At 58.4% G+C, this 13536-nt stretch carries 13 protein-coding genes; 1 reads left to right on the forward strand and 12 read right to left on the reverse strand.

Annotated elements, in window-relative coordinates; translation table 11 throughout:
• The first annotated feature begins 293 nt into the window (after positions 1–293).
• Positions 294–1442, forward strand: a complete 1149-nt coding sequence (locus tag K3754_RS15760) for an ester cyclase (protein ID WP_259938485.1) — start codon at positions 294–296, stop codon at positions 1440–1442.
• 60 nt (positions 1443–1502) lie between these two features.
• Here K3754_RS15760 and K3754_RS15765 read toward each other — a convergent pair whose 3' ends face one another.
• The 12 genes from K3754_RS15765 to K3754_RS15820 all read right to left on the reverse strand — a co-directional run bounded on the left by K3754_RS15765 (position 1503) and on the right by K3754_RS15820 (position 13489).
• Positions 1503–2273 (reverse strand): SDR family oxidoreductase, encoded by a 771-nt coding sequence (locus K3754_RS15765; protein WP_259938487.1) that lies wholly within the window; start codon positions 2271–2273, stop codon positions 1503–1505.
• Complete coding sequence (locus K3754_RS15770) at positions 2273–3196, reverse strand: dihydrodipicolinate synthase family protein (protein ID WP_203210191.1); 924 nt, start codon at positions 3194–3196, stop codon at positions 2273–2275. The genes K3754_RS15765 and K3754_RS15770 overlap by 1 nt, the downstream gene beginning before the upstream one ends.
• A gap of 8 nt (positions 3197–3204) precedes the next feature.
• Entirely contained in the window at positions 3205–3864 is a 660-nt protein-coding gene (locus tag K3754_RS15775) for an aspartate/glutamate racemase family protein (protein WP_259938488.1), read from the reverse strand.
• On the reverse strand, positions 3861–5312 hold the full coding sequence (locus K3754_RS15780) for an amidohydrolase family protein (protein ID WP_259938489.1): 1452 nt from the start codon (positions 5310–5312) through the stop codon (positions 3861–3863). Before K3754_RS15780 ends, K3754_RS15775 begins: the two co-directional genes overlap by 4 nt.
• Entirely contained in the window at positions 5309–6742 is a 1434-nt protein-coding gene (locus K3754_RS15785) for an ABC transporter substrate-binding protein (protein ID WP_259938490.1), read from the reverse strand. The genes K3754_RS15780 and K3754_RS15785 overlap by 4 nt, the downstream gene beginning before the upstream one ends.
• Positions 6739–7773: an ABC transporter ATP-binding protein gene (locus K3754_RS15790; RefSeq protein WP_259938491.1), complete on the reverse strand. Its 1035-nt coding sequence runs from the start codon at positions 7771–7773 to the stop codon at positions 6739–6741. Before K3754_RS15790 ends, K3754_RS15785 begins: the two co-directional genes overlap by 4 nt.
• Complete coding sequence (locus K3754_RS15795; RefSeq protein ID WP_203210186.1) at positions 7770–8768, reverse strand: ABC transporter ATP-binding protein; 999 nt, start codon at positions 8766–8768, stop codon at positions 7770–7772. The genes K3754_RS15790 and K3754_RS15795 overlap by 4 nt, the downstream gene beginning before the upstream one ends.
• Entirely contained in the window at positions 8765–9637 is an 873-nt protein-coding gene (locus tag K3754_RS15800) for an ABC transporter permease (RefSeq protein ID WP_203210185.1), read from the reverse strand. Before K3754_RS15800 ends, K3754_RS15795 begins: the two co-directional genes overlap by 4 nt.
• 7 nt (positions 9638–9644) lie before the next feature.
• Positions 9645–10610 carry an ABC transporter permease gene (locus K3754_RS15805; protein ID WP_259938492.1) on the reverse strand — a complete coding sequence of 322 codons (966 nt, stop codon included), beginning with the start codon at positions 10608–10610 and terminating at the stop codon, positions 9645–9647.
• Between the two features lie 74 nt (positions 10611–10684).
• Complete coding sequence (locus tag K3754_RS15810; RefSeq protein ID WP_259938493.1) at positions 10685–12244, reverse strand: ABC transporter substrate-binding protein; 1560 nt, start codon at positions 12242–12244, stop codon at positions 10685–10687.
• 91 nt (positions 12245–12335) lie between these two features.
• The gene (locus K3754_RS15815) at positions 12336–12737 is read right to left on the reverse strand and encodes a VOC family protein (RefSeq protein WP_259938494.1); all 402 of its coding nucleotides are present in this window, start codon (positions 12735–12737) and stop codon (positions 12336–12338) included.
• A gap of 104 nt (positions 12738–12841) precedes the next feature.
• Complete coding sequence (locus K3754_RS15820) at positions 12842–13489, reverse strand: GntR family transcriptional regulator (protein ID WP_203210181.1); 648 nt, start codon at positions 13487–13489, stop codon at positions 12842–12844.
• Between the last annotated feature and the right edge of the window lie 47 nt (positions 13490–13536).

Genomic DNA, 13536 nt, shown 5'->3' on the forward strand with positions numbered 1-13536 from the left:
TTTTTGTCTTCCCCTCTGGCGTCCGGATCCGCTCCCAACGCCACGCGAAACCCGATTCCGAGTCTCGTTGTGGTGACATTTGTGCACATTTTGAATACGCATTCAAGAACAGAATTCGCCACCCTTTTGCTGATGTTTGCGACCATATCTCCATTTTTCTGCTAAAAACTCTTCTTTACGATCAAAATCGCCATCAAACGGCAGCTGGCCAAACCCTATCAAAAAGAAATATTTGCAAGCGTATTCACAACTAGGTAGCCTTTCATCCAAACCCCCGATTCTGAAGGTGACCTATGAACAAACAACAGCCCACGAAACCAGCGCCGGCCGCAAAGACCCCAAACGTTCTTCAGGCAGAGCGCCTTGATTTTGTTGATCTGGTCCCCGAAGACCGTCCACGTGCGCAACCCATGCGCGGGTTTGATCCGATCTATACCGACATCGTCGACTATATCATTCGGTGTACCCACAAGATCTGGGATGAACGTGATGTAGGGCTCATCTATACCCATTATACACATGATTGCGTGGTCTATGGTGCGACCGGCACGATCTATACGCGCGAGCAGGTTGTGCAGGACACCATTCAACGAATGTTCATGCTGCCGGAACGGCGCGGGATGGCCACCCAGGTGATCTGGCGCGGCAATGAGGATGACGGATTTTACACCTCGCATCTGGTCACCGGCTCTGGCCGGCACACACAGCCCGGCGTTTACGGCAAACCGACAGGGCGCAGTTTTGTCGCGCGGACCATTGCCGATTGCATGGTGTTCGAGAACAAGATTTACCGCGAATGGCTTGTTGTCGACAGCATGGCGCAGATCAAGCAGATCGGCCTTGATCCGCAGGACTACGCCGAAAACCTCGCACAGGGGTATTTCGACAAAGGGTTGCTGTCCATCGACATCGGCGAAAACGGACGCCTGTCAGGGCAATACCCGCCTGAGGCCAAGCCTGACCTGGAGATCGCCCATAACGATCTTGAAGAGCAGGTGTTGATCTGGCTGAACGACATTCACAATCGCCGGATGTTCGGCAAAATCAATGAAGTGTACGCGCCGACCGTTCAGTACCACGGCCCGCTGATGAAGGAACTTTACGGTCAGGCCGCAGTGATCCATCAAACGGTTGGCTTTTACGCATCCATTCCTGATGGCCATTTCATGCCACAGCATATCTGCTCCGTGCCTTGCGATGAAGGCGGTCACAAGGTGGCGATCCGCTGGGTGGTGGAAGGGCATCACCTTGGCTGGGGCATTCTGGATGATCTTGGTGCACCGACTGGCAAACGGGTTCAGGTCATGGGCATGACCCATCTGCATATTCGCGATGGCCGGATTGTCGATGAATGGGTGAACTACGACGAAATGTCGATCCTGATGCAGGTCAAATTGGCACAGATGGCGGACCGGCCCAGCGCGGTCTTGCCTGAAGCCTGAGTTCAGGCGACTATCCCCCAAGGTTTTTGGCTTGGGGGATGGCGGCGTAACAGATGCAGGTCAGATGCTCTTGATCGAGCCGCCGTCGATGCGGATTTTTGATCCTGTCACATAGCCCGCCCGCGCCGAAGCAAGGAATGTGACCACATCGGCAAACTCCTCCGGCTTTCCGTAGCGGCCCGCAGGGATCGTGGCGCGGGATTTTGCCGCGACCTCTGTCACATCAGTTTCGGTGCGTTTGGCGGCTGCGGCGTCCAGTTCATCGACCCGCTGAGTATGGATGCGGCCCGGCATCACAACATTGACGGTGATCCCGTCCCCAGCCACCTCATTGGCCAATGTCTTGGACCAACCCACAACCGCAGAACGGATACCGTTGGATAGGGCAAGGTTCGGGATTGGCTGCTCTACTCCGGATGAGGTGATCGAAATAATCCGCCCCCATTCGCGCCTCTTCATGGCGGGGAGCAGACGGGTGTTGAGGTGGAACAAATTGGCGGCCATCGCCTCAAAATGGGTCAACCACTTACCGCGTTCTGCCGTTTGTGCCGTTCCCGGGGGTGGGCCGCCGCCGTTATTCACGATGATATCGACACCGCCGTCCTTGAGCAGATCATCGACGACAGAGTCCACTTGCCCAATCTCCGCAAGATCCAACGCCAGCGGCGTCACATTCGACATGCCTTGCGCCCAATCTGCGATCTTGTCGCGGCTGCGTGCGGCGGCAAAGACCGTTGCACCTTCGGCAGCAAGCGATTTGGCAATGGCCATGCCAAGTCCGCGACTGGCACCCAGCACCAGCGCCCGTTTTCCGTTCAGTTCGAGATCCATTAGCCCAGTTCCTTCAATCTTCGTTCTTGCCGTTCGATCAATCGGTCCACTTCGGCGCGGCTGTCTGCCGAAAGCGCCGCACCCGGTTTGCGCAGCGCGTCATGGGCGATGATCCCGCGTTTGGCCAAGGTGTATTTGCGGATCGCCAGCCCCATGCCCGGCTGCTGTTCAAAGCGGGCCAGCGGCAGATAGGCATCAAAGATATCGCGCCCGCGTTCGGCCTCTCCCTTGTTGTGGTGTTCCACCACGCTGACCATCATCTCCGGATAGGCAAAGCCGGTCATGGCCCCATCCGCCCCCCGCGCCATTTCTTCGGGCAGGAACAGACCACCATTGCCACAAAGGATCGAAAGCGGCCTGTTCAGCGCACCTGCCTTGCGTAGCGCTGTGATCTTCTCAAGCCCCGGCCAATCCTCATGCTTGAGGCAAACGCAGGTTGGCAGATCGTTAACTATTCTGGCAATCACCTTGGGCGCGATCTGCACCCCTGTGACCAGCGGAAAGTCCTGCAAGACAAATGGCACATCGCCAATCAGCTCCGCGACTTGGGTATAGTAAGTCACGATCTGGTCATCGGTACGCAGGTTGCCTGGCGGCGCCACCATCACGCCTGCCGCGCCAAGATCCATCACCATCTGCGTCAAGCCGCCGATCTGGGCAAAGCCGGGAGCGGATACACCTACAACCACCGGCACCCGGCCATCCACGCGGGCCAATATCCGTGCCACCACATCGCGGGATTCCTCGACGGTTAACTTGGGCGCTTCGCCCATCATGCCCAAGACTGTCAGCCCTGTCGCACCTGCGCCGAGGTAGAAATCCACCATCCTGTCACAGCTGTCCATGTCGATCCGTCCGTCCGGGTGAAAGGGCGTCACGGCAATCACAAAGACGCCAGCGGCTTGGGGAGTGAGTAAAGTCATTGTTGGTCCTATCGTGTCTTTTGAAGTGCCACCCGCCCGATCGCCATGGCAGTGGCGGCCTGACAAGGTTCGACCACCGGAATGCCAAGATGGGTTTCAAGATCGGTGCGAAAAGCGGTCATGCCTGCGCAGCCCAGAATAACAACGTCTGCCCGTGCTGTGTCGCGCAGGTGTTCGCCGACGGAAATGAGCCGCTCGAACGTGCGGGTTTCATCGGCCAATTCGGCCACGCCCAGCTCCAGCGGCTGATCCCCCGCCAGCCGGTCCATCACGCCCATGGCCCCGACATAGCGCATGTGACGCGGTATGCTGGTGGACAGGATGGAGATAATGCCGAACTGCCGGCCGAGGGTCATCGCGGTCAGGATGGAGGCCTCTGCAATGCCCAGCACAGGATGGTTTGATTGCTCGCGCAGCGCCGCCAATCCCGGATCGGAATAACAGGCCACGACGAAGGCGCTGGCGGTTTCTTCAAGAGCCGCGCAATGGGCCAGCATCGGGGCCACGACCGCATCCACATGCGCTTGCGTTTCAATGCCCGGCGGCCCTTCGGCCAGAGTCCGGGCTTCAATCGGAACCGGAGCGGCAGCGCGCATTGGGTCAACAGCGCGGCTAATGCCATCCGTGACGTGTTGGCTGCTGTTGGGGTTGATCACATAGATGGTCATGCGGGTGTTGCCTCTCTTCCCCAAAAGTCATCCGGCAGGGCCATATCCGCCTGACCGCCGCCGATACGTTCCAGCATCACGGCACATTGCCGCGCGGCATCGGCAAGGATCTCATCCTCGTGCACCTGCGTTGCGCGGCCATCCTCAAGCACCATGGCCCCGCCCACCATCACATTGCTAACATCATTGCCATTTGCAAAACAGACCAGCCGGTGCAGCGGCATGTTGGGCGGGAACAAATGCGCACGGCGCAGATCAACGGTGATCACATCCGCGCGTTTGCCAACCTCCAAAGACCCGATATCGGCCTCCATGCCCAAGGCCCGCGCCCCACCAATCGTACACATTTCCAACGTCTTGCCGATGGGCAGGACATCTGCATCCTGAAAATGCCTGCGGTGGTAATGCATCGCCTGCTGCATGTGGCGGAACATGTCTGCCGACCGGTCCGGCGCTGTGGCGTCTGATCCCAGGGCAACCGTCGCCCCCTGCGCCATCATCTCAATCGCGGGGCAGCGCCCCATGATAGAGGCATTGGCGGATGGATTATGCGCCACCTTGGTGTCTGTCTCGGCAATCAGCGCGATCTCGTCCTCGTGCAGATCAATGCAGTGGGACAGCAAGGATTGCGGCCCCAAAAGCCCCAGTTCATCTGCCCTGCGCACTGATCCGCGCCAGTGACCGTCCTGGGTGAAGACCGCGCTATTGTCTTTGGCAAACTGACGGACTGCCTGGCTTTGTGCGCAGGCGGCGGCGTAGTCTTCAGGCGCCATGTCGCGCTCATGCTCATCGCGCAAAACGGGATAGAGCATGGCGATGCGGATCGTGTCATCTGCCTTGCCGTGCCATGCCTCGAAGATATGTTGACAGGTCTCGAACTGCTGCTCAAAGCGCACAGGATAGGTTGTGCGGCTGCCGCCTTTGTAATGGGCATAATCAATTGGATGCGGGGCGCGGGTTGGCCCCACGGCAACAACCGAACGGGTGCCGACGGACATGACCCCCTCGCAATGCGCCGTGGCATAGGCCGGATCATCTGTGCGCATGATTGTGTCACCGCCGCCCAGCAGGGATACCCCGGTGCTCACGCCAAACCGAAGCCGCTCCAACGCGGCAAGGCGGGCCTCGGCATACCAGAACGCCGTGTCCGAGGCTTGCGTGTAAACTTCGCCGCAGATCTCTTCCCACCTATTGCCGTTGTGCATGCCGATAGATTTGATCAGCCCGTGACCGGCATGGGCATGCACATCCACAAGACCCGGCAGAATGATCTGGTCGGTGCAATCAATGACCTTTGCTGCACGCACCTGATCGGCCAACGCCGCAGCCTCACCCACCGCCACGATCCGCCCGCCAGAAACGGCCACCGCGCCGCGATCCAGCACCTCGCGTTGATCGTTCATGGTCACAAGGCAACCACCAGTGAAAAGCGTATCAGCCTCTATCATTCTGGTGCCTCCAGTTTTGGCAATCTTGCCACGTCAATCACGCCGTCCGCGGGCATCTTAAAACCCGGGTGCGCGCCCCAAAGACCAATCACCCGAACCGGATTGTAAAGTGTCAGCCAAGCCGGATCATCCTGCAACAGCCGGTAGGCCTCTTGCCAGATCTTCGCCCGCGCGGCGCGGTCCGTTGTGATGCGGCCCTTGTCGATCAGAGCCTCGATCTTGGGGTTTTCATAGCCTTGCCACCACGATCCTTTGATGCGCGCGTCGATCTTTTCATAAAGGACACGGTAGGTGCTCATCGGGCTGGAATCAAAGACACAAAGATCTGCGATTTCCTTGCGACGCACCATATGGGCATAGTCTTCACGTTCCGGATGAACGGAAACCGCCAATGCGATCCCAACCTCCGCCAATTGCACCGCCAAAGCCGCAGTGAGCCTTTCGGCCTCATCGGGGAGCCGGGTCGGGCAGTCCACGTTCAGGGTCAGACCGGAGCCATATCCCGCTTCGGCCAAGAGCCGTTTCGCGGTCTCTCGGTCCATTGTGATTGGCGCAGTGTGGCAGGAACCATAGTGATTTGGACTGACAAAACCGTGCAGCGGCCGGGCCGCGCCCTGCATCACGGTCTGCACAATCGCATCGCGGTCCACAGCAAGGCTGAGGGCAAGGCGCACCCGCGCATCGGCCAGCGGCCCCTGCGCGGCATTCAGCAGATAAATAATTGCGACCGGGGACAGAAATTCATGACGCATCGCACCAAGTGCACGAGAAGCATCAAAGTCCAATCCGTTGGCGACCGCAACCTCGCCGCGTTCCAGCAGCGCCAATCGGTCCGCCGGGTCTTGAACCAGCTTCCAGGTGATCCTGGCGTTGGCCGGTGTTCCGGCAAAATGATCCGCCACGCGGGTGGCGGTGATCTGCCCATCTGACACCGCTTCAAGGCGGTAAGGGCCGCTGCCGATCTGGACGGTGTAGTTCTTTGCATCGAGGGCAGCAAAGGCGGATGGCGCCACGATGAAGCCTTGCTCCAGCACATCAAGCAGATCCGCCATCGGGGCGGCGAGCCGGACCGACAACCGAAGTGGGTTCAGAACCTCCAGCGCCGCGCCGCCAAGAAATTGCCGCCAAACGGCTGGGGCACCGAGGGTATAGCCTTTGTCCGCACGTGCCATACGCTCAAGGCTTGAGGCCACGGCTGCTGCGTCACAGGGGGAACCGTCATGAAATGTCACGCCCGGTTGCAAATCGAAAACCCAGTGCTGTGCATCCTCGCTGACCGTCCAGCTTTGTGCCAGATGTGGAACAAATTCGGTGCCCACCCGGCGCACCAATGTATCGTAGATCGCGTGCAGGATCGGCAGCTCATCGCTGGCATCGGTGCAATCATGGGGGTCGTGAATGCCTAAACGCGCCTGTGCGATTGTGGTCATGGGTGATCCCTTTCCGGCTCATCCGTCAGGTGGCACGCCACAGTTTGCCCTGCACCGACGTCCTGTAATGCGGGCCTTTCGCGGGCGCAGCGGTCCCATGCAAAGGGGCAACGGGTCCGGAAACAGCAGCCCGTCGGGAGATCAAGCGCCGATGGCACCTCACCGCTGAGGACAATCTCTTCGCTGCTGCGCTTGGGTTTGATACTGGGCGCCGCCGAAAGTAGCGCCCGTGTGTAAGGGTGCCGCGGGCGCGAGAAAAGAATATCGCGCGGCGCGTTCTCGACCATGAAACCCAGATACATCACGCCCACACGGTCCGCGATGTGATGCACAACGGAGAGGTCGTGGCTGATGAACAGATAGGCCAGCCCAAATTCGTCACGCAGATCTTTCATCAGGTTCAGGATCTGTGCCTGAATGGACACATCCAAAGCCGAGACCGGTTCATCCGCCACGATCAATCCCGGCGTCACCGACAGTGCACGGGCAATGCCGATCCGCTGCCGCTGCCCGCCGGAAAACTGGTGCGGATAACGCCCCGCGTGTTCGGCGTTCAGCCCGACCCGCGCCAAAAGTTTCTCGATCTGCGCGGGCACGGCTTTGCGGTCTGCCGCGGATTTTGTCTGCTCCAACAATGGCTCTGCCACGATGTCGCGTACCTTCTGGCGGGGGTTAAGAGAGGCATAGGGATCTTGAAAGATCATCTGCATCTTGGCCCGCACCGGCAGCATCTCTGCAAACCCGTGACCGGCGATGTCTTCGCCATCGATATGGATTTCGCCCACGGTCGGTTTGTAGATACGGGCAATGGTTTTGGCGACCGTGGATTTGCCACATCCGCTTTCGCCAACCAAAGCCATGATCTCGCCGCGGGCAATAGAAAAGCTCACGCCATTCACCGCCCGCACAACCGGGTTTTCCAACCGCAAGCCGCCGCTGTCCAGCTTGAGCCGGTCCAAAAGACCGCCGCCGATGGCAAAGTGCATCTCAAGATCACGCACATCCAACATGGGATCAGACATCGAAGTCATGCAAGCTCTCCCGGTTTGAGAGGGAAGTGGCAAGCCGCCCAAAGCGAGCCATGCTGCGCCGTGAGGGACGGCTCGCGCTCTGCGCAAAGCGCTTGCGCCCGTGGGCAGCGATCCTTGAAATTGCACCCTTTGGGCAGGTTTCGAATGTCCGGCACCGAGCCGGGGATCTGTTTCAACCGGTCATGGCGTTCTGCTGTGTCTGGGATGCTGTCGATCAGACCGCGGGTATAGGGATGGGTCGGCGTTTCAATCAGTTCTCTGGTTTTGCCGCGCTCAACCACGTTGCCGCAATACAGGACCGTGATGTGATCGGCCATTTCGGAGACCACCGCCAGATCATGGGTGATCAGGATCATCGACGCGCCCTTGTCCGCGATCTGCTGGCGCATCAGCTTGAGGATCTGGCTTTGGATGGTCACGTCTAGGGCAGTTGTCGGCTCATCCGCGATGATCAACCGGGGTCGGGCCAGCATGGCAATGGCGATCACGACCCGCTGTCTCATGCCGCCGGAGAACTGGTGCGGATAGGCCTTGAGACGTTCCTCAGCCCGGCTGATGCCGACGCTTTCCAGCATGTCGATACAGGCCTGCTTGCGGGCGCCTGCGTCCAGATCGGAGTGCAGGCACAAAACCTCATCCATCTGCCGACCCACAGTGTGCAACGGATTGAGCGAGGTCATCGGATCTTGAAAGACCATCGATATCTCGCGGCCGCGCACCTGTCTCAGACGGTCCTCGCCTGCGGTTACAAGGTCTTGCCCGTCCAGCAGGATCTGCCCGCCCTCGATCTTTCCGGGGCTGTCGATCAGGCCGAGAATGGAAAACCCGACAACCGATTTGCCGCCACCGCTTTCACCGACAAGGCCCATCACCTCACCTGCGCCGATTTCGAAGCTGACACCGTTGACCGCTTTGACCGTTCCGGCAAAGGTGTGGAAATGGGTGTGCAGATCCTGCACCGCCAGCAACGGCTTTGACTTGGTTTGCGTGGTCATTTGAGCCTCGGATTAAGTTCGTCGCGCAGGAAATCGCCAAACAGGTTGATGCCAAAAACCAAGGTCATGATCGCCACACCGGGGAAAACCGAAGTCCACCACAGGCCGCTGAACAGCACGTCAAAACCGTTTTTGATCAGCAGGCCCAGCGACGGCTGGGTGATCGGCACACCCACCCCCAGAAAGCTCAGTGAAGCTTCGATCAATACGAAGGTGCCGACCTGAATCGTGGCGATTACGATCAAGGGGGTCAGAACATTGGGCAGGACATGTTTGCGAATGATCTTGCGGTTGGACAATCCGGCCACCTTGGCCGCCTGCACGTATTCCTTTTCGATCTCCGACAGGGTCGAGCCCCGCACCGTTCTGGCATAGACGACCCAACCCACGGCGGTCAGCGCAATCAGAACCTTGTCGATGCCGGTGCCCACCGCGGACATCAGGAACAGGGCAATCAGAATGGACGGAAAGGACAGCTGAATGTCCGCAATGCGCATGATGATCGCATCGGCGATGCCACCATAAAACCCGGCAACCAGACCCAGCAGAGTGCCCAGCGTACAAGAAGCAATCATCGCCACCAGCCCGATAAACACCGAGATCCGTGCGCCATAGAGGATCGAAGCCCAGACATCCCGCCCCTGCCCGTCTGTGCCAAGCGGAAAGCGTGGATCGCCGCCCTCCAGCCACATGGGTGGTTTGTAGCTGTCCATCAGGTTCAGCGCGGCAATATCATAGGGATCCTGCGCCACCAGAAACGGGCCAGCCAGCACCGCAAAGGCAAAAAAGGCCATAAGCGCACTGCCAATGATAGCAGAGGTGCTGCGCTTGTAGTTGTGGAAAAACTCGGAACGGAAGAAGCCAGTCATCATATGCTCATTTCAGCGTGATGCGCGGGTCGATCATCGTGTAGACGATATCGACGATAAAGTTGATGACCACAAAGATCAGCGCCACCAGCATCAGGTAGACCACAATCACCGGGCGATCGGCGCGGTAGATGCTGTCGATCAAAAGCTTCCCCATACCGGGCCAGGAAAAGATCGTTTCGGTGATTGTCGCAAAGGCAATCAGATCCCCCAATTGCAGACCAAAGATTGTCACCACCGGGATCAGCGCGTTTTTCAGCCCGTGTTTATACAGCACATCGCGACGCGTCGCCCCTTTGGCGCGGGCAAATTTCATAAAGTCCTGACGCCCCACTTCCATCATGCCGGCACGGGTCATGCGCAGCAAAATGGCCATGGTTCCAAGGGACAGGGTGATCGCGGGCAACATGATGTGATGCCAGCCATCCCAAGTCAGCAAGCTGATCCGCAGACCAAAAAGCTCTGCCGTGTCGCCGCGGCCGGAAGAGGGAAAGACCCCCCAATGAACTGCGAAGAGGTAGATCAACACCATCCCGACCCAAAAACCCGGCAGGGAGATCCCCAAGAGAGACCCGGCCATGATAACCCGGCTGATCCGGCTGTTGGGGTTGGCCCCTGCATAGACGCCCAAGGGGATTGCCACGGCAATGGCGAGCGTCATCGCCACCAGAACCATTTCGACCGTGGCTGGCATCCGTTCAAGAATGAGGGTCATGGCAGGTTGGCGGAACACGTATGAATTGCCAAAATCACCCTGCACCAGACTGGTCAAAAACTTGCCGTATTGGACCAGCAACGACTGATCGAGCCCCAACAAACGGCGGGCCTGTGCGATCTCGGCGTCGGTGGCGTCAATCGGGACAACCATGAACACTGGATCGCCAGTGAAACTCATCATCAGGAAGACAATCACCGAAACCACCCAAAGAACGAGGGTCATCTGGATCAATCGTTTGAGCAGGTATCCGAACATCAGCGCCGATCAGCCTTGTTTGATAGGAAAAAAATGACCCCAACGCGCATCGCGCGCTGGGGCCAGTTACGGGGTCAGTTAACGTCCATGTCGTAGGCCCACAGGAACTTGTCCACGCGCGGCTCAAGCATCACGCCATCACGGGCGGCATAGATGTCCTGCTCGTAATGCAGGGGGATCATCGGCACATCCGCCATCAGGATCTTGGTCGCTTCTTGAAGAAGGGCGTCACGCTCTTCGATCTTGGGGGTGGAATCGGCCTTATCAACCAGTGCGTCCATTTCAGCGTTGGAATAGGAACCACGGTTCACCTGACCATAGCCATCCTTCTTGCCTCGCGTGTAAAAAAGCGCACCATACATGGATCCGGCATCGCCCGACGGCACGTCCCAGCCACTCATGATAAAGCTGGAGTTCTCGGTCGGCACGCGGATGTAGCCCCAGAAGTTGGACTTGGGCATGATGTTCAGTTGCAGATCAATGTTGATCTTGGCCAGCATCGACGCCAACGCCTGTGCAATCTGGGCATCGTTCACATATCGGTTGTTGGTGGCATCCAGCGTCATGGTGAAGCCATCAGCATAGCCTGCCTCGGCCATCAAAGCCTTGGCCCCCTCGATATCCAGCGGATACATCTCACGGAAGTTCAACCCGTCGACATGTCCAATGTGGGACGCTGGTACATATTGATCCGAAGGTGTCGCCAGCCCGTTCATCACGATCTTGTTGATCGCGTCCACGTCAATTGCCTGCGCAATTGCCGCACGCACACGCTGATCCGTCATTGGGTTCTTGCCCTCGATGGTCGGGGAGTTTTCGCGCATGTCCATGGCCAGAACGACATTCAAGAGACTTGGCCGGGTGATAACGCTGAACCCGCCCTCTTTCTTCACGCGGTCCACATCACGCACGGCAAGATCCTGGATCACGTCCACTTCGCCGGTCAGCAATGCCGCCGTGCGGGTGGCTGGATTGGTGATCGGGCGGAAGGTGACCTCTTTGATCTTTGGAGCCCCGGCCCAATACCCATCAAAGGCTTTCAGAACCAGCTTTTCCTCTTTGATCCATTGATCCAGCATATAGGGCCCGGTGCCCATAGGCTTGAGGTCCATATCGGTGTCCCCGGTGGCGGTGGTATATTCTTCATCAAGGATCAACAGCTCGGCCAGATCATTGGGCAAGACCGCATAGGGCTTGGGCGTTTTGATCTCGACCGTCGTGTCATTCACCGCGGTGATGGAGGCGATGTTTGCCACCAGATCAGGCCGAATGGACTCGCGGGCCTTTTCAACGGTGAAAACAACATCCGACGCGGTAAATGCATTGCCGTTGTGGAATGTCACACCATCGCGCAGCTTGAAGCGCCATGTGGTCTCATCCACGTTCTCCCAGCTTTCTGCAAGACCAGGCCCAAAGGACAGATCCCCCGCTCGCTTCACCAGCGGATCATAGAGGTGGTAATACATGATATTGGACGACAGCTCTTCGCCCGCGAGGGGGTAAAGGTGGCTTGGATCGGATGTCAGACCGATGGTCACGGACTTGCCATCGGCCTGGGCCATGCTGGCCGCCGCGGCTAGGACAGCCACTCCGACAGCTCCGGCGCGCAGGGCGGTTTGAGACAGATATTTCATGGAAACTCCTCTGGTTGGTCGCGTTTGCGAAAGGTAGAACCGGACGGTTTGCCGCCCTTGTTTTGGTTTGATTGAATTGGGTTTGCGCTGATCAGTGCCCCGGTTTCGCGGTCTGCACCTCGATCTGGTATCCCTCTGGATCGTTCATCACGAATGCCCGAATGCCCAGCTCCGCACTGTCGCGCGGCGCGGTTAATCCCTCGACGTTTTGGGACGCGGCCCATGCGTGCCACGCATCGACATCCGGCACCCGCAGACACAGTTGAACGGTTTTGTCCTCGGCCCAGTTTTGCATGCCGCGCGCTTCATCCACGAGGCCGACATGGGCTTGCCCGTCGATCCGGTAAATTTTTGACCAGCCCTGATCGATGGCCAGATCGAACCCCAGCACAGTCTCGTAAAAGGCCATCGCCGCGGGAAGGTCGCGATAATACTGAAAGGTGATGGCCAGCACGATCCCGTCATCTGGGCGTTTTACCTGTGTCAAAGTCATCTGGTTTCTCACTCTGGGTCAATTTGGTATCCGGACGGTATACCATCTGAACACCGAGTCAATAGCTCCTCTCAGAATCCGCTAAAGACCTGCAAGAGCCTGCGTTAGAACGGGTGGTAGATGTGTGAAATAATGGCTTCGCGCACGTTGCTCAGGTGCAGCTTCATCGCAGCCGAGGCCGCATCTGGCGCTTGCGCGGTGATGGCGTCAATGATCGCCAAATGCTCATGACAACCGGGCAGAAGCCGGTCGGGAATCGACCCCTGGTCGAACATCCGGGTCTTGTTCTTAAGCCCTTCTATCAACTCAACCAGTATTTTGGATCCGGCCAAACGCGCGATTTCAAGATGCAGGTCCCGGTCAAGCTTTGAATGGGTGCGCGCATCTGGCCGCTCCCCTTCGATAAACCCTACAATCTGCGCCCTCAAAGCCAATAAGCCCTCGTATGAACCCTTTGAAAGAGCGGCCTTTTTAGCGGCTTCGCACTCGAGAAGGCTGCGGGCGTGCAGGATCTCCATGATATCGCTTAGGGACACACTGCTGACCATGGGGGTGCCGCCGGCAGACCGGGTCGCCAGGCCTTCGCTGATCAGCTGGCCAATCGCCTCTCGGACCGGGGTTCGTGACACACCAAGACGGTCGGCAAACTTCTTTTCGCGCAGCAAGGTGCCCGGCTCCAGCGTGCCATCGAGAATCATCGCCTTCATCCGCTCAAACGCAGAATTCCCCAAGGTTTGAACGGGATCGGCCATGGTTTCTCCTTCGTGGCTTGCTCGACTATGTCATATTTATATCCGAG

Origin of the sequence: Sulfitobacter sp. M368 (assembly GCF_025141875.1) — a bacterium.
GTDB classification, from domain to species: Bacteria; Pseudomonadota; Alphaproteobacteria; order Rhodobacterales; family Rhodobacteraceae; genus Sulfitobacter; species Sulfitobacter mediterraneus_A.

Excerpts from the sequence above, each read along its gene's own strand:
- K3754_RS15760 (WP_259938485.1), top strand. The coding sequence starts at position 294 with ATGAACAAACAACAGCCCACGAAACCAGCGCCGGCCGCAAAGACCCCA.
- K3754_RS15765 (WP_259938487.1), bottom strand. The coding sequence starts at position 2,273 with ATGGATCTCGAACTGAACGGAAAACGGGCGCTGGTGCTGGGTGCCAGT.
- K3754_RS15770 (WP_203210191.1), bottom strand. The coding sequence starts at position 3,196 with ATGACTTTACTCACTCCCCAAGCCGCTGGCGTCTTTGTGATTGCCGTG.
- K3754_RS15775 (WP_259938488.1), bottom strand. The coding sequence starts at position 3,864 with ATGACCATCTATGTGATCAACCCCAACAGCAGCCAACACGTCACGGAT.
- K3754_RS15780 (WP_259938489.1), bottom strand. The coding sequence starts at position 5,312 with ATGATAGAGGCTGATACGCTTTTCACTGGTGGTTGCCTTGTGACCATG.
- K3754_RS15785 (WP_259938490.1), bottom strand. The coding sequence starts at position 6,742 with ATGACCACAATCGCACAGGCGCGTTTAGGCATTCACGACCCCCATGAT.
- K3754_RS15790 (WP_259938491.1), bottom strand. The coding sequence starts at position 7,773 with ATGACTTCGATGTCTGATCCCATGTTGGATGTGCGTGATCTTGAGATG.
- K3754_RS15795 (WP_203210186.1), bottom strand. The coding sequence starts at position 8,768 with ATGACCACGCAAACCAAGTCAAAGCCGTTGCTGGCGGTGCAGGATCTG.
- K3754_RS15800 (WP_203210185.1), bottom strand. The coding sequence starts at position 9,637 with ATGACTGGCTTCTTCCGTTCCGAGTTTTTCCACAACTACAAGCGCAGC.
- K3754_RS15805 (WP_259938492.1), bottom strand. The coding sequence starts at position 10,610 with ATGTTCGGATACCTGCTCAAACGATTGATCCAGATGACCCTCGTTCTT.
- K3754_RS15810 (WP_259938493.1), bottom strand. The coding sequence starts at position 12,244 with ATGAAATATCTGTCTCAAACCGCCCTGCGCGCCGGAGCTGTCGGAGTG.
- K3754_RS15815 (WP_259938494.1), bottom strand. The coding sequence starts at position 12,737 with ATGACTTTGACACAGGTAAAACGCCCAGATGACGGGATCGTGCTGGCC.
- K3754_RS15820 (WP_203210181.1), bottom strand. The coding sequence starts at position 13,489 with ATGGCCGATCCCGTTCAAACCTTGGGGAATTCTGCGTTTGAGCGGATG.